The organism is Pseudomonas sp. NPDC090752, assembly GCF_055584805.1.
On sequence record NZ_JBVJLI010000017.1, the window covers coordinates 80,787 to 94,527 of the forward strand.

Sequence of the window (13,741 nt, forward strand, 5' to 3'; positions counted from 1 at the left end):
CACGTCGAGGAAAATTTGATGCGCATCGTTCGTCAATTGCTGGGCGCCGCCATCGCGGCTGCAGTCATCGCTTCGCCAGCCATGGCCGAAGAACTCACCGGCACCCTGAAGAAGATCAAGGACTCGGGCACCATTACCCTGGGGCACCGCGACTCCTCCATTCCGTTTTCCTACCTGGCTGGCAAGCCGGAGCCTGTGGGCTACTCCCACGACATCCAGCTGGCCGTTGTTGATGCCCTGAAAAAGCAACTGGGCACCGACATCAAGGTCAAGTACAACCTGGTCACCTCCCAGACTCGCATCCCGCTGGTACAGAACGGCACCGTCGACCTTGAGTGCGGCTCCACCACCAACAACGTCGAGCGCCAGCAGCAAGTCGGCTTCTCTGTCGGCATCTTCGAAGTCGGCACGCGCCTGCTGACCAAGGTCAAGGATGGTCAGCCCTCCTACAAGGACTTCCCGGACCTGGCGGGCAAGAACGTGGTGACCACCGCCGGTACTACCTCCGAGCGCATCCTCAAGGCGATGAACGCCGACAAGCAAATGAAGATGAACGTGATTTCCGCCAAGGACCACGGTGAAGCCTTCAACATGCTCGAAAGCGGCCGCGCCGTGGCCTTCATGATGGACGACGCCCTGCTGGCCGGTGAAATGGCCAAGGCACGCAAGCCGTCCGACTGGGTCATCACCGGTACCCCTCAGTCGTACGAGATCTACGGCTGCATGGTGCGCAAGGAAGATGCCGCGTTCAAGAAAGCAGTCGACGAGGCCATCGTTGCCTACTTCAAATCGGGCGAGGTCAACAAGAGCTACGACAAGTGGTTCAGTCAGCCAATCCCGCCAAAAGGCCTGAACCTGCAGTTCCCGATGAGCGATGAGCTGAAAAAACTGATCGCCGAGCCGACCGACAAGGCCGCGGACGAGAAGAAGTCCTGATCCTCAGCAAATAGTGGCCTGGTGCTCACGAGCACGAATCAATTCTGCAGGCCACTCATTAGTGTCTAACCTTTCATCCGAGGGCGCATGCCGCCCTTGGATGCTCGAAGGTGCCCGTGAAACAACCGTCTGAGGGGAAATCCCGATGAATTACAACTGGGACTGGGGCGTGTTCTTCAAGTCCACCGGCGTGGGCAGCGAAACCTATCTGGACTGGTACATCACCGGCCTGGGCTGGACCATCGCCATCGCCATCACCGCCTGGATCATCGCGCTGTTGCTGGGGTCTGTCCTCGGCGTCATGCGTACCGTGCCCAACCGCTTGGTATCGGGTATCGCCACGGCGTATGTGGAACTGTTCCGCAACGTGCCGCTGCTGGTGCAGCTGTTCATCTGGTACTTCCTGGTACCGGATTTGCTGCCCGAGGGCCTGCAGGAATGGTTCAAGCAAGACCTCAACCCGACCACGTCGGCCTTGATCAGCGTGGTCATCTGCCTCGGCCTGTTCACCGCCGCACGGGTCTGCGAACAAGTGCGTACCGGCATCCAGGCGCTGCCCAAGGGGCAGGAAGCCGCTGCCCGCGCGATGGGTTTCAGCCTGCCGCAAATCTATAACAACGTACTGCTGCCGCAGGCGTACCGGATCATCATTCCGCCGCTTACCTCCGAGTTTCTCAACGTCTTCAAGAACTCTTCGGTGGCCTCGCTGATCGGCCTGATGGAACTGCTCGCGCAAACCAAACAGACCGCCGAGTTCTCCGCCAACCTGTTCGAGGCGTTCACCCTGGCCACGCTGATCTACTTCACCCTGAACATGGGCCTGATGCTGCTCATGCGCATGGTCGAGAAGAAAGTCGCCGTGCCTGGCCTGATTTCCGTGGGGGGCAAGTAAATGGAAATGGATTTCAGCGAAATCATCCCTGCCCTGCCCGCCCTCTGGGAAGGCATGGTCATGACCCTCAAGCTGATGGTCATGGGCGTGGTTGGCGGTATCGCGCTGGGTACTGTCCTGGCCCTGATGCGCCTGTCGTCGAGCAAACTGCTGTCGCGGGTGGCTGGCGCCTACGTCAACTACTTCCGCTCGATCCCGCTGCTGCTGGTGATCACCTGGTTCTACCTGGCGGTGCCGTTCGTGCTCCGCTGGATCACCGGTGAGGACACCCCGGTGGGTGCCTTCACCTCCTGCGTGGTCGCCTTCATGATGTTCGAGGCCGCGTACTTCTGCGAAATCGTCCGTGCTGGGGTGCAGTCGATCTCCAAGGGCCAGATGGGCGCCGCGCAAGCGCTGGGCATGAACTACGCGCAGACCATGCGCCTGATCATCCTGCCCCAGGCGTTCCGCAAGATGACCCCGCTGCTGCTGCAGCAGAGCATCATCCTGTTCCAGGACACCTCGCTGGTGTACACCGTGGGCCTGGTCGACTTCCTCAACTCGGCACGCTCCAACGGCGACATCATCGGGCGCTCCCATGAGTTCCTGATCTTCGCCGGGGTCGTCTACTTCCTCATCAGCTTCTCCGCTTCGTGGCTGGTCAAGCGCCTGCAAAAAAGGATCACCGTATGATTTCCATCAAGAACGTCAACAAGTGGTACGGCGACTTCCAGGTACTGACCGACTGCAGCACCGAGGTCAAGAAAGGCGAAGTGGTGGTGGTCTGCGGACCTTCGGGCTCGGGTAAATCCACGCTGATCAAGTGCGTCAACGCCCTGGAGCCGTTCCAGAAGGGTGACATCGTGGTCGATGGCACTTCGATCGCCGACCCGAAGACCAACCTGCCGAAGCTGCGTTCACGCGTGGGCATGGTGTTCCAGCACTTCGAGCTGTTCCCGCACCTGACCATCACGGAAAACCTGACCATCGCCCAACGCAAGGTACTCGGCCGCAGCGAGGCGGAAGCCACCAAGAAGGGCCTGGCCCTGCTCGATCGCGTCGGCCTCAGTGCCCACGCCAAGAAACACCCTGGCCAGCTCTCCGGTGGCCAGCAGCAGCGCGTGGCGATTGCTCGCGCGCTGGCCATGGACCCGATCGTCATGCTGTTCGACGAACCGACCTCGGCACTGGACCCGGAAATGGTCAGCGAAGTACTGGACGTGATGGTGCAACTGGCCCACGAAGGGATGACCATGATGTGCGTGACCCACGAGATGGGCTTCGCGCGCAAGGTCGCCAACCGGGTCATTTTCATGGACAAGGGCAGCATCATCGAGGACTGCACCAAGGAAGAGTTCTTCGGTGACCAAAGTGCCCGCGACCAACGCACCCAGCACTTCCTCAGCAAGATCCTGCAACACTAAGACGGCCAACGTTTCCGCTGCTCCGGGTTCCTCCGGGCAGCGGATGCTGGTCGTGACAAGGCCACTGTGATGAAATGCGACCCCTCGCTACTTCTCCCTGCCAAGCCTGCCGTGAAATCCCGCCTGATCCGCCAATTGCTGTTGCCGCCCCTGATCATCCTGTTGATGGTCGGCTTAGGCATGGCTGGCTACCTGATCAGCGAAAGCAACGGCATCCGCACCCTCAGCGAAAACGGCGAGCGCGCACTTGAATTGCACGCGCGCACGGTTGAGAGCGAAATCAGCAAGTACACCTATTTGCCCAGTCTGCTGGAGCTGGAAGACAGCGTCTCGCAACTACTGACCGACCCCGACGGCGGCCCCCGCCAGGCCGTCAACGAATACCTCGAAGGCCTGAACCGCCGCAGCCGCAGCCGGGCGATCTTCGTCCTCGATACCAATGGTCGCGTGCAGGCCACCAGCAACTGGCGCGATGCCGATTCGTTCCTCGGTGAAGACCTGTCGTTCCGCGCCTACTTCCAGACCGCCGTGCGCGGCGAGCCGGGCCGCTTCTACGGCATCGGCAGCACCACCGGCGAAGCGGGCTACTACCTGGCCCATGGCCTGGAAGAGCATGGCAAGATCATTGGCGTGGCGGTGATCAAGGTGCGTCTCGACACCCTGGAGGAGCGCTGGCAGCGCGCCCGTCTGGAAGCCTTCGTCAGCGACGAAAATGGCATCATCATCCTTTCCAGCGACCCGGCGCGACGGCTGAAATCGGTGCGCCCGCTGACCCCGCAAATCAAGGAACGCCTGGCGCGCAGCCTGCAGTATTACTGGTGGCCGCTCAACGAACTGGAGCCGCTGGCCCGCGAGACGCTGGCCGATGGGGTAGAGAAACTGACCTTCCCGGCCAATAGCGAAACCGCCCACGGCAAGGCCCACGAAGTGGCTTACCTGGCGCAGACCCGGCGCCTGGTCGATACCCCGTGGCATTTCACCCTGCTCACCCCCTTGCAGGACCTGCGTCGCGAATCGATGGTGCAAGGCATCCTGGTCGGCGTGGCGTTCGCCCTGCTGGCGATTCTCGCCATCGCCTGGAACGAGCGGCGCAAGGTAATTGCCACCCGCCTGGCTGCCCGCGAGGCGCTGGAAGAGGCTAACAGCCAGCTGGAGCGGCGCATCGCCGACCGTACCGCCGACCTGCGCGCCAGCAACGAACGCCTCAAGGGGCAGATCCGCGAGCGCCGCCACGCCGAGCAGACCTTGCGTCATGCCCAGGACGAACTGGTGCAGGCCGGCAAGCTGGCGGCCATTGGGCAGATGTCCACCAGCATTGCCCACGAACTCAACCAACCGTTGGCGGCGCTGCGTACCTTGTCCGGCAACACCGTGCGTTTCCTCGAACGCGGCGCACTGGAAACCGCCAGCACCAACCTGCGCACCATGAACGACCTGATCGACCGCATGGGCCGCATCACCGCCAGCCTGCGCTCGTTCGCCCGGCGTGGCGACGACAGCGGTCAGGCTTCGCTGGCCAAGGCCGTGGAGGCCAGCTTGCAGGTGCTGGCCAACCGCATCAGCGGTTGCCACCTGAAGCTGCACAGCCAGTTCGATGACCAGCAGCTGGCCATCGACCAGACCCGCCTTGAGCAGATTCTGGTCAACCTGATCGGCAACGCCCTCGACGCCATGTCCACCGTGCCACTGCCTGAACTGTGGCTGGAGGGCGAGCTGCAAGGTGACAAGTATCGCCTGCGAGTACGCGATAATGGCCACGGCATCGATGCCGAGGCGCGCAAGCATCTGTTCGAACCTTTCTTCACCACAAAACCGGGCGAGCACGGCCTGGGCCTGGGCCTGACCCTGTCGGCGAGCCTTGCCGCCGCCGCCAAGGGCAGCCTCAACGTCGAGCACCCGGTCAGCGGCGGGACGGCCTTCGTCCTCGCCCTGCCGCTGGTCTCCCCTCCTAACGAATCGGCAGAGCACCCATGAACCAAGCGCCACTTACTGTCTTGATCGTCGAAGACGACCCGCATGTGCTGCTCGGCTGCCAACAGGCGCTGGCCCTTGAAGACATCGCCTGTGAGGGTGTCGGCAGTGCTGAGCAGGCCCTGGAACGCATTGGTGATGACTTCGCCGGCATTGTCGTCAGCGACATCCGCCTGCCCGGCATCGACGGCCTGGAACTGCTCAACCGCCTCAAGGCGCGTGATCGCAGCCTGCCGGTGGTGCTGATCACCGGCCATGGCGACATCGACATGGCGGTCGGTGCCATGCGCAACGGCGCTTACGACTTCATGGAGAAGCCTTTTTCGCCGGAACGCCTGGTCGACGTCGTACGCCGCGCCCTTGAGCAGCGCGGGCTGTCGCGTGAGGTGGTGGCCCTGCGCCGCCAGTTGGTCGAACAGAGCAGCCTGGAGGGCCGCATCATTGGCCGCTCGCCCGCGATGGAACATTTGCGGGAACTGATCGCCAACGTCGCCGACACTTCGGCCAACGTGCTGATCGAAGGCGAGACCGGTACCGGCAAAGAACTGGTTGCCCGATGCCTGCACGACTTCAGCCGCCGGCAGGGCCAACCCTTCGTCGCGCTGAACTGCGGCGGCCTGCCGGAAAACCTCTTTGAAAGCGAGATCTTCGGCCACGAAGCCAACGCCTTCACCGGCGCGGGCAAGCGCCGCATCGGCAAGATCGAACACGCCAACGGCGGCACGCTGTTCCTCGACGAGGTCGAGAGCATGCCGATCAACCTGCAGATCAAACTGCTGCGGGTACTGCAGGAGCGCACCCTGGAGCGTCTGGGCTCGAACCAGAGCATTGCGGTCGATTGCCGGGTGATCGCCGCAACCAAGGCCGACCTCGATGCCCTCGGCCAGAGCGGGCAGTTCCGTAGCGACCTGTACTATCGCCTGAACGTTGTGACCCTGGAATTGCCGCCGCTGCGCGAGCGCCGCGAAGATATCCTGCAGCTGTTCGAGCATTTCCTGCAGCAGTCGGCGCTGCGCTTCGACCGCGAGACGCCGACGCTCGACAGCCAGACCTTGTCGCGCCTGATGGCCCACGATTGGCCGGGCAACGTGCGTGAGTTGCGCAACGTGGCCGAGCGTTATGCCTTGGGTTTACCCGCCTTCAAGAAAGGCCCGAGCGGTGGCGCCAGCCAGGGCCTGGGCTTCGCCGAGGCGGTTGAAGCCTTCGAGCGCAACCTGCTCAGCGATGCCCTGCAGCGCACTGGCGGCAACCTCAGCCAGGCCAGCCAGGAGCTGGGCATGGCCAAGACCACGCTGTTCGACAAGGTGAAGAAGTACGGGCTTGGCTGAGATCCCCGTGGGAACAACTGCCTTCCACAAAACATAGAAAGCTGCGCGATCCCTGTGGGAGCGGGCTTGTCCCGCGAACACGTGCGAAGCCCGTGCCATCCAGCGCGGTGCCTGCTTCGCGGCAGAAGCCGCTCCCACAGGTGTGTTCAAAGACCAGCTATATGCGTGACATCCTGCCGATGCGACTGCAGGTAGGGCAGCACCGCCCCCAGCAAAGGCGCCTTGAATTCCTCCTGGAAACGATGCGCCAGCCCCGGAATCAGCCGCAACTGGCTTCCTTGAATATGCGCCGCCAAGTGCACCCCATGCATCACCGGCAGCAACGGATCGGCCGTGCCATGCACCACCAGGGTCGGCACGCGTAACTGGTTTAGCAGCGCTACCCGGCTTGGTTCGGCGAGGATCGCCATGATCTGGCGTTTGGCGCCATCGGGATTGAACGCTCGGTCATACGCCAGCGCAGCCTGCTGTAACAGTGCAGCCCGATCATCGCGCACCTCCGGGCTGCCTAAAGCCGCCAGCAAGTCGGCCTGCTGCTCGATGGCCACTTCCCGATTCGGTGCGCTGCGACGGGCCAACAGTTGCACCAGGGCAGGGGCCGGCGCCGGCAGGCCTGCTGCGCCAGAACTGGACATCACCAGCGTCAGGCTGCGCACCCGCTCCGGCGCCATCGCCGCCATGTGCTGGGCGATCATGCCGCCCATGCTGACACCCAATACGTGAAATTGCCGTATGCCCAATGAATCCATCAGGCCCAGCCCATCTCCCGCCATGTCGGTCAGGGTGTAGGGCGCTGCAACTGGAAACCCCAGCTTGTAGCGCAGTAGCTCGACCGTCAGGTTGGCCGAAGGTGGCAGTTGATTCCAACGTGAAAGGCCGACATCGCGATTATCATAGCGAATGACCCGGAAACCCTGCCGGCATAAGGCCTCGACCACATCGTCCGGCCAATGGATCAGTTGCCCACCCAGGCCCATGACCAGCAACAACGCCGGGTCGCGGGGCGCACCGACGCTCTGGTACACCAGGCTCAGGTCACCCAGCTCAGCCCGTTGAACCGGTACATGAGCATCACAACGCTGATCGGCGAACGTCGCCGGAACGCTGACAAGTAAGCAGAAAAACAGCAAAAAAGCCCGCATGAAAGAAACACCAGAATGCAGATCCCCAGTAGAGCGCGAGTCTGATGAATTTCATTCTATCGCGCTGCCACAGTTCGGTGACAGTTTGATGAACCCTGCCGAGCGGTGTGGCACAAGGTCCAGTCGACAGCACCGGCAACATGAGAGAAACTCAACTCATTCCCTGCTTACTAGAAAATTATCTCTCGGAGTCAGCCGTGCTGGAGATGCGCCACCTGAAAACCCTTCATGCCCTACGTGAGGCCGACAGCCTGGTGGAAGCCGCAGAGCGTCTGCACCTGACCCAATCGGCGCTGTCGCACCAATTCAAGGAGCTGGAAGAACGCCTGGGCCTGCCGCTGTTCGTGCGCAAGAGCAAACCGATCCGTTTCACCAGCGCCGGCCTGCGCCTGCTGCAACTGGCCGATGCCACCCTGCCGCTGCTGCGCGGTGCCGAGCGTGACATCGCGCGCCTGGCCGGTGGTACCGCCGGGCGCCTGCACATGGCCATCGAATGCCACAGCTGCTTCCAATGGCTGATGCCGACCATCGACCAGTTCCGCGATGCCTGGCCTGAGGTGGAGCTGGACCTGGCCTCGGGCTTCGCCTTTGCCCCGCTCCCTGCCTTGGCCCGTGGTGACCTGGATCTGGTGGTCACCTCCGACCCCCTCGATCTGGCCGGCATCACCTATGTGCCACTGTTCACCTATGAAGCCATGCTCGCCGTGGCCAATCAGCATCCGCTGGCCAGCAAGCCCTATATGGTGCCTCAGGATCTACTGGACCAGACGCTGATCACCTACCCGGTGGAACGCGACCGGCTGGATATCTTCACCCGCTTCCTGGAGCCGGCCGACATCGAACCGGCCGCCGTGCGCACGTCGGAGCTGACGGTGATGATGATGCAACTGGTGGCCAGCGGCCGCGGTGTGTGCGGCATGCCGCACTGGGCGCTGCACGAGTACAGTTCACGCGGTTACGTGAAGGGCAAGCGCCTGGGCGAGAAAGGCCTGTTCGCCACGCTCTATGCGGCCGTGCGCACCGACATGCTCGATGCGCCGTACATGCGCGACTTCCTGCTGACCGCCAAGGACACGTCGTTCGCCACCCTTGATGGAGTCAGCGCAGTACGCTGACGGCCTGACGGTACAGCGGCAGGATCAAATCGCGGGTCAGTGGCGCCAGCTCCAACACTGGCGCCTCGTCAGCTGCCAGCCACACCACTTCCTCGATTTCTGCCGCCGGAACCACGGCCTCGGCGCTGTCGACACGGTACAACTCAGCCTGCACTTCAAAGCCAGGCTCGTTGGCCGCCGGCGCGCTGAAGCGCCCCAGGTGCACGGCCTGGGCCGGGTCGATGCGCAGGCCTAGCTCCTCGTGCAGCTCACGTACCAGTGCCTCTACCGGCGACTCACCGGCATCGATCTTGCCGCCTGGCTGCATGAACGCCTGGGTACCGCGCTTGCGCACCAGCAGGGTGCGGCCTTGCGGGTCGATCAACAGGGCGGCGGCGATACGGATGGTGTCAGGCATGCGGGTATTCTCGGGCGGTTCGGGGCGGGCAAGGATCACATGATGAGGTATTCCAGGCAACCGACCTGCTGGCAGACGAACGGCCACTTGCCAAGCCGCCAGTCAGCCGCCATAACCAACACATGAACCTGCCCGCCCATCAGCACCCGGTGCTGGAACTGTTCCATCCCGCCGTCGGCACCTGGTTCCGTCGCCATTTCGCCACGGTCACCGACGCCCAGGCGCGTGCCTGGCCCTTGATCCATGCCCGTCAATCGATGCTGCTGGCCGCGCCGACCGGTTCTGGCAAGACTTTGAGCGCGTTTCTCGCGGTGCTCGACGAGCTGTTTCGACAAGGTCTCGAACAGGGCGGTGAATTGCCCGTGCAGACTCAGGTCGTTTACGTCTCTCCGCTCAAGGCTCTATCCAACGACATTCGCCTGAACCTGCAGGCGCCGCTCGAAGGCATCAGCCAGGCACTCGAAGCCCAGGGCCTCAAGGCGCCGCGCATCAGCACGGCCGTGCGCACCGGGGATACGCCGCAGAAAGAACGCGCAGCCATGCGTAAACGGGCGCCGCATATTCTGGTGACCACGCCGGAGTCGCTCTATGTGCTGATGGGTTCGGCCTCGGGGCGCGCGGGCTTGACCGGCGTGCACACGGTGATCGTCGATGAAATCCATGCCTTGGCCGGCAACAAGCGCGGTGCGCATCTGGCGCTGACGCTCGAGCGTCTGCAGGTGCTCGCCGGGCGGCCGTTGCGCCGCATCGGTCTGTCCGCTACCCAGCGACCTGTGGAGCGTGTGGCGCAGTTTCTGGTCGGCCACCGGCGTCCTTGCGCCATCGTCGATATCGGCCACGCACGCCAGCGCGACCTGGCCCTCGAAGTGCCGCCAGTGCCCCTGGGCGCGGTGATGGCAACGGACGTGTGGAACCTGGTCTACGACCGCCTGGCAGCCCTGGCCCGCGAACACCGCACGACCTTGGTCTTCGTCAACACCCGGCGCCTGGCCGAACGGCTCACCCGCCACCTAAGCGATCGACTGGGCAAGGAGGCCGTGGCCGCGCATCACGGCAGCCTGGCCAAAGAGTTGCGCCTGGACGCCGAGCAGCGCCTGAAGAATGGCCAGCTGCAGGTACTGGTGGCCACGGCGTCGCTGGAGCTGGGCATCGATATCGGCGATGTCGACCTGGTATGCCAGATCGCCTCACCCGGTTCGATTGCCGCCTTCCTGCAGCGGGTCGGCCGCTCGGGTCACCAGGTCGACGGCATCCCCAAAGGGCGCCTGTTCCCGACCTCACGCGATGACCTGATCGAGTGCGCCGCCCTGCTCGACTGCGTGCGCCAGGGCGAGCTCGACCAGTTGCAGATTCCCAAGGCCCCGCTGGACGTGCTCGCGCAGCAGATCGTCGCCGAAACCAGCAACCAGCCTTGGCAGGAACAGGCGCTGTTCGACTGCCTGCGGCAGGCAACGCCCTACGCCGATCTCGACATCGAGCATTACCAGGCATTGCTGCGCATGCTCGCCGAAGGCTACAACGGCCGCCAGGGCGTGCGCAGCGCCTACCTGCACCGCGATGCGGTCAGCGGTACGTTGCGCGGCCGACGGGGCAGCCAACTGACCGCCCTTACCAGTGGCGGCACCATTCCGGAAACGGCCGACTATGCCGTGCTCCTGGAGCCGCAGGCGCTCAACATCGGCAGCGTCAATGAAGACTTTGCGGTGGAAAGCATCGCCGGCGATATCTTCCAGCTGGGCAACGCCTCTTATCGCATCGTGCGGGTCGAGGCCGGCCGGGTTCGGGTCGAGGACGCCCATGGGCTGCCACCGACCATTCCGTTCTGGCTGGGTGAGGCGCCGGGGCGCAGTGACGAGTTGTCGGCTGCAGTGGCGCGCCTGCAAGCCCGCCTCGATGAACAACTGGGGCTGAGCAACGGCGAATTCGCCCCGGTGCTGGCATGGCTGCATAGCGCCTATGCGCTGGACGAGGCCTGCGCCCACCAACTGCTCGATTACCTGGGGCGCACCCGCGAAGTCCTCGGTGCCCTGCCCTCGCAGCAGACCCTGTTGATGGAGCGATTCTTCGATGAGTCCGGGGGCACCCAGCTGATCATCCATTCAACCTTCGGCAGCCGCATCAACCGCGCCTGGGGCCTGGCCCTGCGCAAACGTTTCTGCCGCACGTTCAATTTCGAATTGCAGGCGGCGGCCAGCGAAGACGCCATCGTGCTATCGCTGTCCACAAGCCACAGCTTCGAGCTCGATGAAGTCTGGCGCTACCTGTCCAGCCGCAACGCCGAGCAGGTCTTGATCCAGGCCCTGCTCGACGCCCCCTTGTTCGGCGTGCGCTGGCGCTGGAACGCGGCCGTGGCGATGGCACTGCCGCGTTTTGTGGGGGGGCGCAAGGTCGCGCCGCAGATACAGCGCATGAAAAGCGAGGACCTGATCGCCGCTGTGTTCCCCGACCAGATCGCCTGCCTGGAAAATATCGCCGGTGAACGGCAGATTCCTGATCACCCGCTGGTCGAACAAACCCTCGACGATTGCCTGCACGAAGCGATGGACAGCGATGGCTGGCTGGCCCTGTTGCAGTGCATGGAAAAAGGCGAAGTACGCCTGCTTTGCCGCGACCTGCCCGCACCTTCTCCGCTGGCATCGGCCATCCTCAATGCCAGGCCCTACGCATTCCTCGACGATGCTCCGCTGGAAGAACGTCGCACGCAGGCGGTGCTCAACCGGCGCTGGAACGAGGTGCACAGGAGCGATGACCTGGGCGCGCTGGATGCCGATGCGATCAGCGCCGTCGAGGCCGAGGCCTGGCCGCAACCCACTAGCGTCGACGAAATGCATGAAGCCTTGATGAGCCTCGGCACCATCAGCCAACACGAAGCCCAGGCCAATCCCAGCTGGGACTTGCTGCTCAGGCAACTGGTCAAGGCTGGCCGGGCCTTGCGCCTACCCGCTGAACAGCTGTGGTTGGCGCGCGAGCGCCAGAATCTGCTGCAAGCGCTGTATCCGCATTCGCGCCTGCAGCCCGCCGTCGACATGCTTGCTGGCTTCGATCAGGCCATCGACCCTGACAGTGCGCTGATCGAACTGCTGCGCGCCCGCCTGAGCGGCTACGGTCCGCAGTCCCTCACACAGATCGCCGCGCCTATCGGCAAGCCCGAAGCACATGTCGAACAGGCCCTGGCCCGCCTGGAGGCCGAAGGCTATGTCCTGCGCGGCCATTTCACCCCTGGCGTAACTCAACAACAATGGTGCGAGCGCCACCTGCTGGCGCGCATTCATCGCTACACCGTGAAACGCCTGCGCCGGGAAATCGAGCCGGTCAGCCTGCAGGACTTCATGCGTTTTCTGTTCGACTGGCAGCACCTTGCAACCGACGAACGCTTGCGCGGGCCGCAGGCGGTGGCTGAAGTACTTGAGCAGTTGCAAGGTTTCCCCGTGGCTGCCGGTGCCTGGGAAGCGGAACTGCTGCCAGCGCGAATCAAGGATTACAGCCCGCACTGGCTCGACGAGGCCTGCCGCAGTGGACAGTTTGCCTGGAGCCGCCTGGCGAATACGGTTGCCAGCACCACCTTGGCGAGCACGCCGCTGGTGCTGCTGCCGCGTGAGCATCTGGCGCTCTGGCGTAGCCTGGCACCTGCACCGACGCGAGATGAACTGGGCCCCCGTGTGCAACGCGTGCATGAGGTACTGCAAGCGCAAGGGGCGCTGTTCTTCGACGAACTGACGCACGAAGCCCATCTGTTGCCAAGCGAGCTGGAAACGGCATTGCAGGCGCTGGTCGGCGCCGGCCTGGTCGGTGCTGACAGTTTCACCGGTTTACGTAGCCTGATTACGCCAGCCGCGAAACGCTCATCGCGCAACAGCAGGCGCGGCCACCCACCATTCTCCAGCAGCATGGCCCATGCAGGGCGCTGGGCGTTGTTACGCAGGGGCGCTACCGCCGTGGACGAAAGCCAGCGCCTGGACCACATCGCCCGCAGCCTGTTGCGGCGCTATGGGGTGATCTGCTGGCGGCTTCTGGAGCGGGAAAGCGATGTGCTGCCGCCCTGGCGCGACCTGCTGCGCTGCTACCACCGGCTGGAGGCGCGTGGTGAGATTCGGGGCGGGCGCTTTATTGCCGGGTTGGCCGGGGAGCAGTTCGCCTTGCCGGAGGCGGTCGGTTTGTTACGGCAGGTGCGGCGTTGCGAACTGGATGGCACGCTGGTGGTGGTCAGCGCCAGCGACCCGCTGAACCTGATCGGGTCATTGCTGCCTGGGGCAAAGGTACCGGCAGTCAGCGGCAACCGCTTGCTGTACCGCGACGGTCTACCGGTGGCGGTGCGGATAGCCGGGCACTACGCGTTCTTGACCGAGGCTCCGCTCGAAGATCAGCAAGCTTGGCGACAAAAGCTTCTGCGCGACACGTTCTGAAGCCACTCTTAGCCCCGTAGGAGCGGCTTCAGCCGCGAACACCGGCAAAGCCGGTGCCATCTACCGCGTCGTTTGCTTCGCGGCTAAAGCCGCTCCCACAGCACAGATGCGCATTCCTCGCTGGCTCTGAGAATGATTTTCGATACCCCGAATT

Annotated in this window: 10 protein-coding genes; 8 read left to right on the top strand and 2 right to left on the bottom strand. The window is 63.6% G+C overall.

What is annotated here, in order from left to right; translation table 11 throughout:
- The first annotated feature begins 18 nt into the window (after nucleotides 1-18).
- From ACZ6YA_RS20925 to aauR, 6 genes are all read left to right on the top strand, one after another.
- Nucleotides 19-936: a glutamate/aspartate ABC transporter substrate-binding protein gene (locus tag ACZ6YA_RS20925; RefSeq protein ID WP_465899049.1), complete on the top strand. Its 918-nt coding sequence runs from the start codon at nucleotides 19-21 to the stop codon at nucleotides 934-936.
- Nucleotides 937-1,081: 145 nt separating this feature from the next.
- Nucleotides 1,082-1,828 (top strand): amino acid ABC transporter permease, encoded by a 747-nt coding sequence (locus ACZ6YA_RS20930; RefSeq protein WP_012051388.1) that lies wholly within the window; start codon nucleotides 1,082-1,084, stop codon nucleotides 1,826-1,828.
- Nucleotides 1,829-2,500, top strand: a complete 672-nt coding sequence (locus ACZ6YA_RS20935) for an amino acid ABC transporter permease (protein WP_400800407.1) — start codon at nucleotides 1,829-1,831, stop codon at nucleotides 2,498-2,500.
- Nucleotides 2,497-3,231 carry an amino acid ABC transporter ATP-binding protein gene (locus ACZ6YA_RS20940; protein WP_012273899.1) on the top strand — a complete coding sequence of 245 codons (735 nt, stop codon included), beginning with the start codon at nucleotides 2,497-2,499 and terminating at the stop codon, nucleotides 3,229-3,231. Before ACZ6YA_RS20935 ends, ACZ6YA_RS20940 begins: the two co-directional genes overlap by 4 nt.
- A gap of 69 nt (nucleotides 3,232-3,300) precedes the next feature.
- Nucleotides 3,301-5,205, top strand: a complete 1,905-nt coding sequence (gene aauS / locus ACZ6YA_RS20945) for a two-component sensor histidine kinase AauS (RefSeq protein ID WP_465899051.1) — start codon at nucleotides 3,301-3,303, stop codon at nucleotides 5,203-5,205.
- Nucleotides 5,202-6,530 (top strand): two-component response regulator AauR, encoded by a 1,329-nt coding sequence (gene aauR, locus ACZ6YA_RS20950; protein WP_465899053.1) that lies wholly within the window; start codon nucleotides 5,202-5,204, stop codon nucleotides 6,528-6,530. Before aauS ends, aauR begins: the two co-directional genes overlap by 4 nt.
- A gap of 146 nt (nucleotides 6,531-6,676) precedes the next feature.
- Here the strand turns inward: aauR and ACZ6YA_RS20955 are convergent, their stop codons facing one another.
- Entirely contained in the window at nucleotides 6,677-7,672 is a 996-nt protein-coding gene (locus ACZ6YA_RS20955) for an alpha/beta fold hydrolase (protein WP_465899055.1), read from the bottom strand.
- A gap of 197 nt (nucleotides 7,673-7,869) precedes the next feature.
- Between ACZ6YA_RS20955 and metR the strand changes: the two genes are divergently transcribed.
- Complete coding sequence (gene metR / locus ACZ6YA_RS20960; protein WP_400800395.1) at nucleotides 7,870-8,787, top strand: transcriptional regulator MetR; 918 nt, start codon at nucleotides 7,870-7,872, stop codon at nucleotides 8,785-8,787.
- On the opposite strand, the gene ACZ6YA_RS20965 is transcribed toward metR, so the two are convergent.
- Entirely contained in the window at nucleotides 8,771-9,184 is a 414-nt protein-coding gene (locus ACZ6YA_RS20965) for an NUDIX hydrolase (RefSeq protein WP_465899056.1), read from the bottom strand. The two genes, metR and ACZ6YA_RS20965, sit on opposite strands and share 17 nt — an antisense overlap.
- Before the next feature lie 122 nt (nucleotides 9,185-9,306).
- Between ACZ6YA_RS20965 and ACZ6YA_RS20970 the strand changes: the two genes are divergently transcribed.
- Complete coding sequence (locus tag ACZ6YA_RS20970) at nucleotides 9,307-13,587, top strand: DEAD/DEAH box helicase (protein WP_465899058.1); 4,281 nt, start codon at nucleotides 9,307-9,309, stop codon at nucleotides 13,585-13,587.
- Nucleotides 13,588-13,741 lie beyond the last annotated feature (154 nt).

Excerpts from the sequence above, each read along its gene's own strand:
- ACZ6YA_RS20925 (WP_465899049.1), top strand. The coding sequence starts at position 19 with ATGCGCATCGTTCGTCAATTGCTGGGCGCCGCCATCGCGGCTGCAGTC.
- ACZ6YA_RS20930 (WP_012051388.1), top strand. The coding sequence starts at position 1,082 with ATGAATTACAACTGGGACTGGGGCGTGTTCTTCAAGTCCACCGGCGTG.
- ACZ6YA_RS20935 (WP_400800407.1), top strand. The coding sequence starts at position 1,829 with ATGGAAATGGATTTCAGCGAAATCATCCCTGCCCTGCCCGCCCTCTGG.
- ACZ6YA_RS20940 (WP_012273899.1), top strand. The coding sequence starts at position 2,497 with ATGATTTCCATCAAGAACGTCAACAAGTGGTACGGCGACTTCCAGGTA.
- aauS (WP_465899051.1), top strand. The coding sequence starts at position 3,301 with ATGAAATGCGACCCCTCGCTACTTCTCCCTGCCAAGCCTGCCGTGAAA.
- aauR (WP_465899053.1), top strand. The coding sequence starts at position 5,202 with ATGAACCAAGCGCCACTTACTGTCTTGATCGTCGAAGACGACCCGCAT.
- ACZ6YA_RS20955 (WP_465899055.1), bottom strand. The coding sequence starts at position 7,672 with ATGCGGGCTTTTTTGCTGTTTTTCTGCTTACTTGTCAGCGTTCCGGCG.
- ACZ6YA_RS20965 (WP_465899056.1), bottom strand. The coding sequence starts at position 9,184 with ATGCCTGACACCATCCGTATCGCCGCCGCCCTGTTGATCGACCCGCAA.
- ACZ6YA_RS20970 (WP_465899058.1), top strand. The coding sequence starts at position 9,307 with ATGAACCTGCCCGCCCATCAGCACCCGGTGCTGGAACTGTTCCATCCC.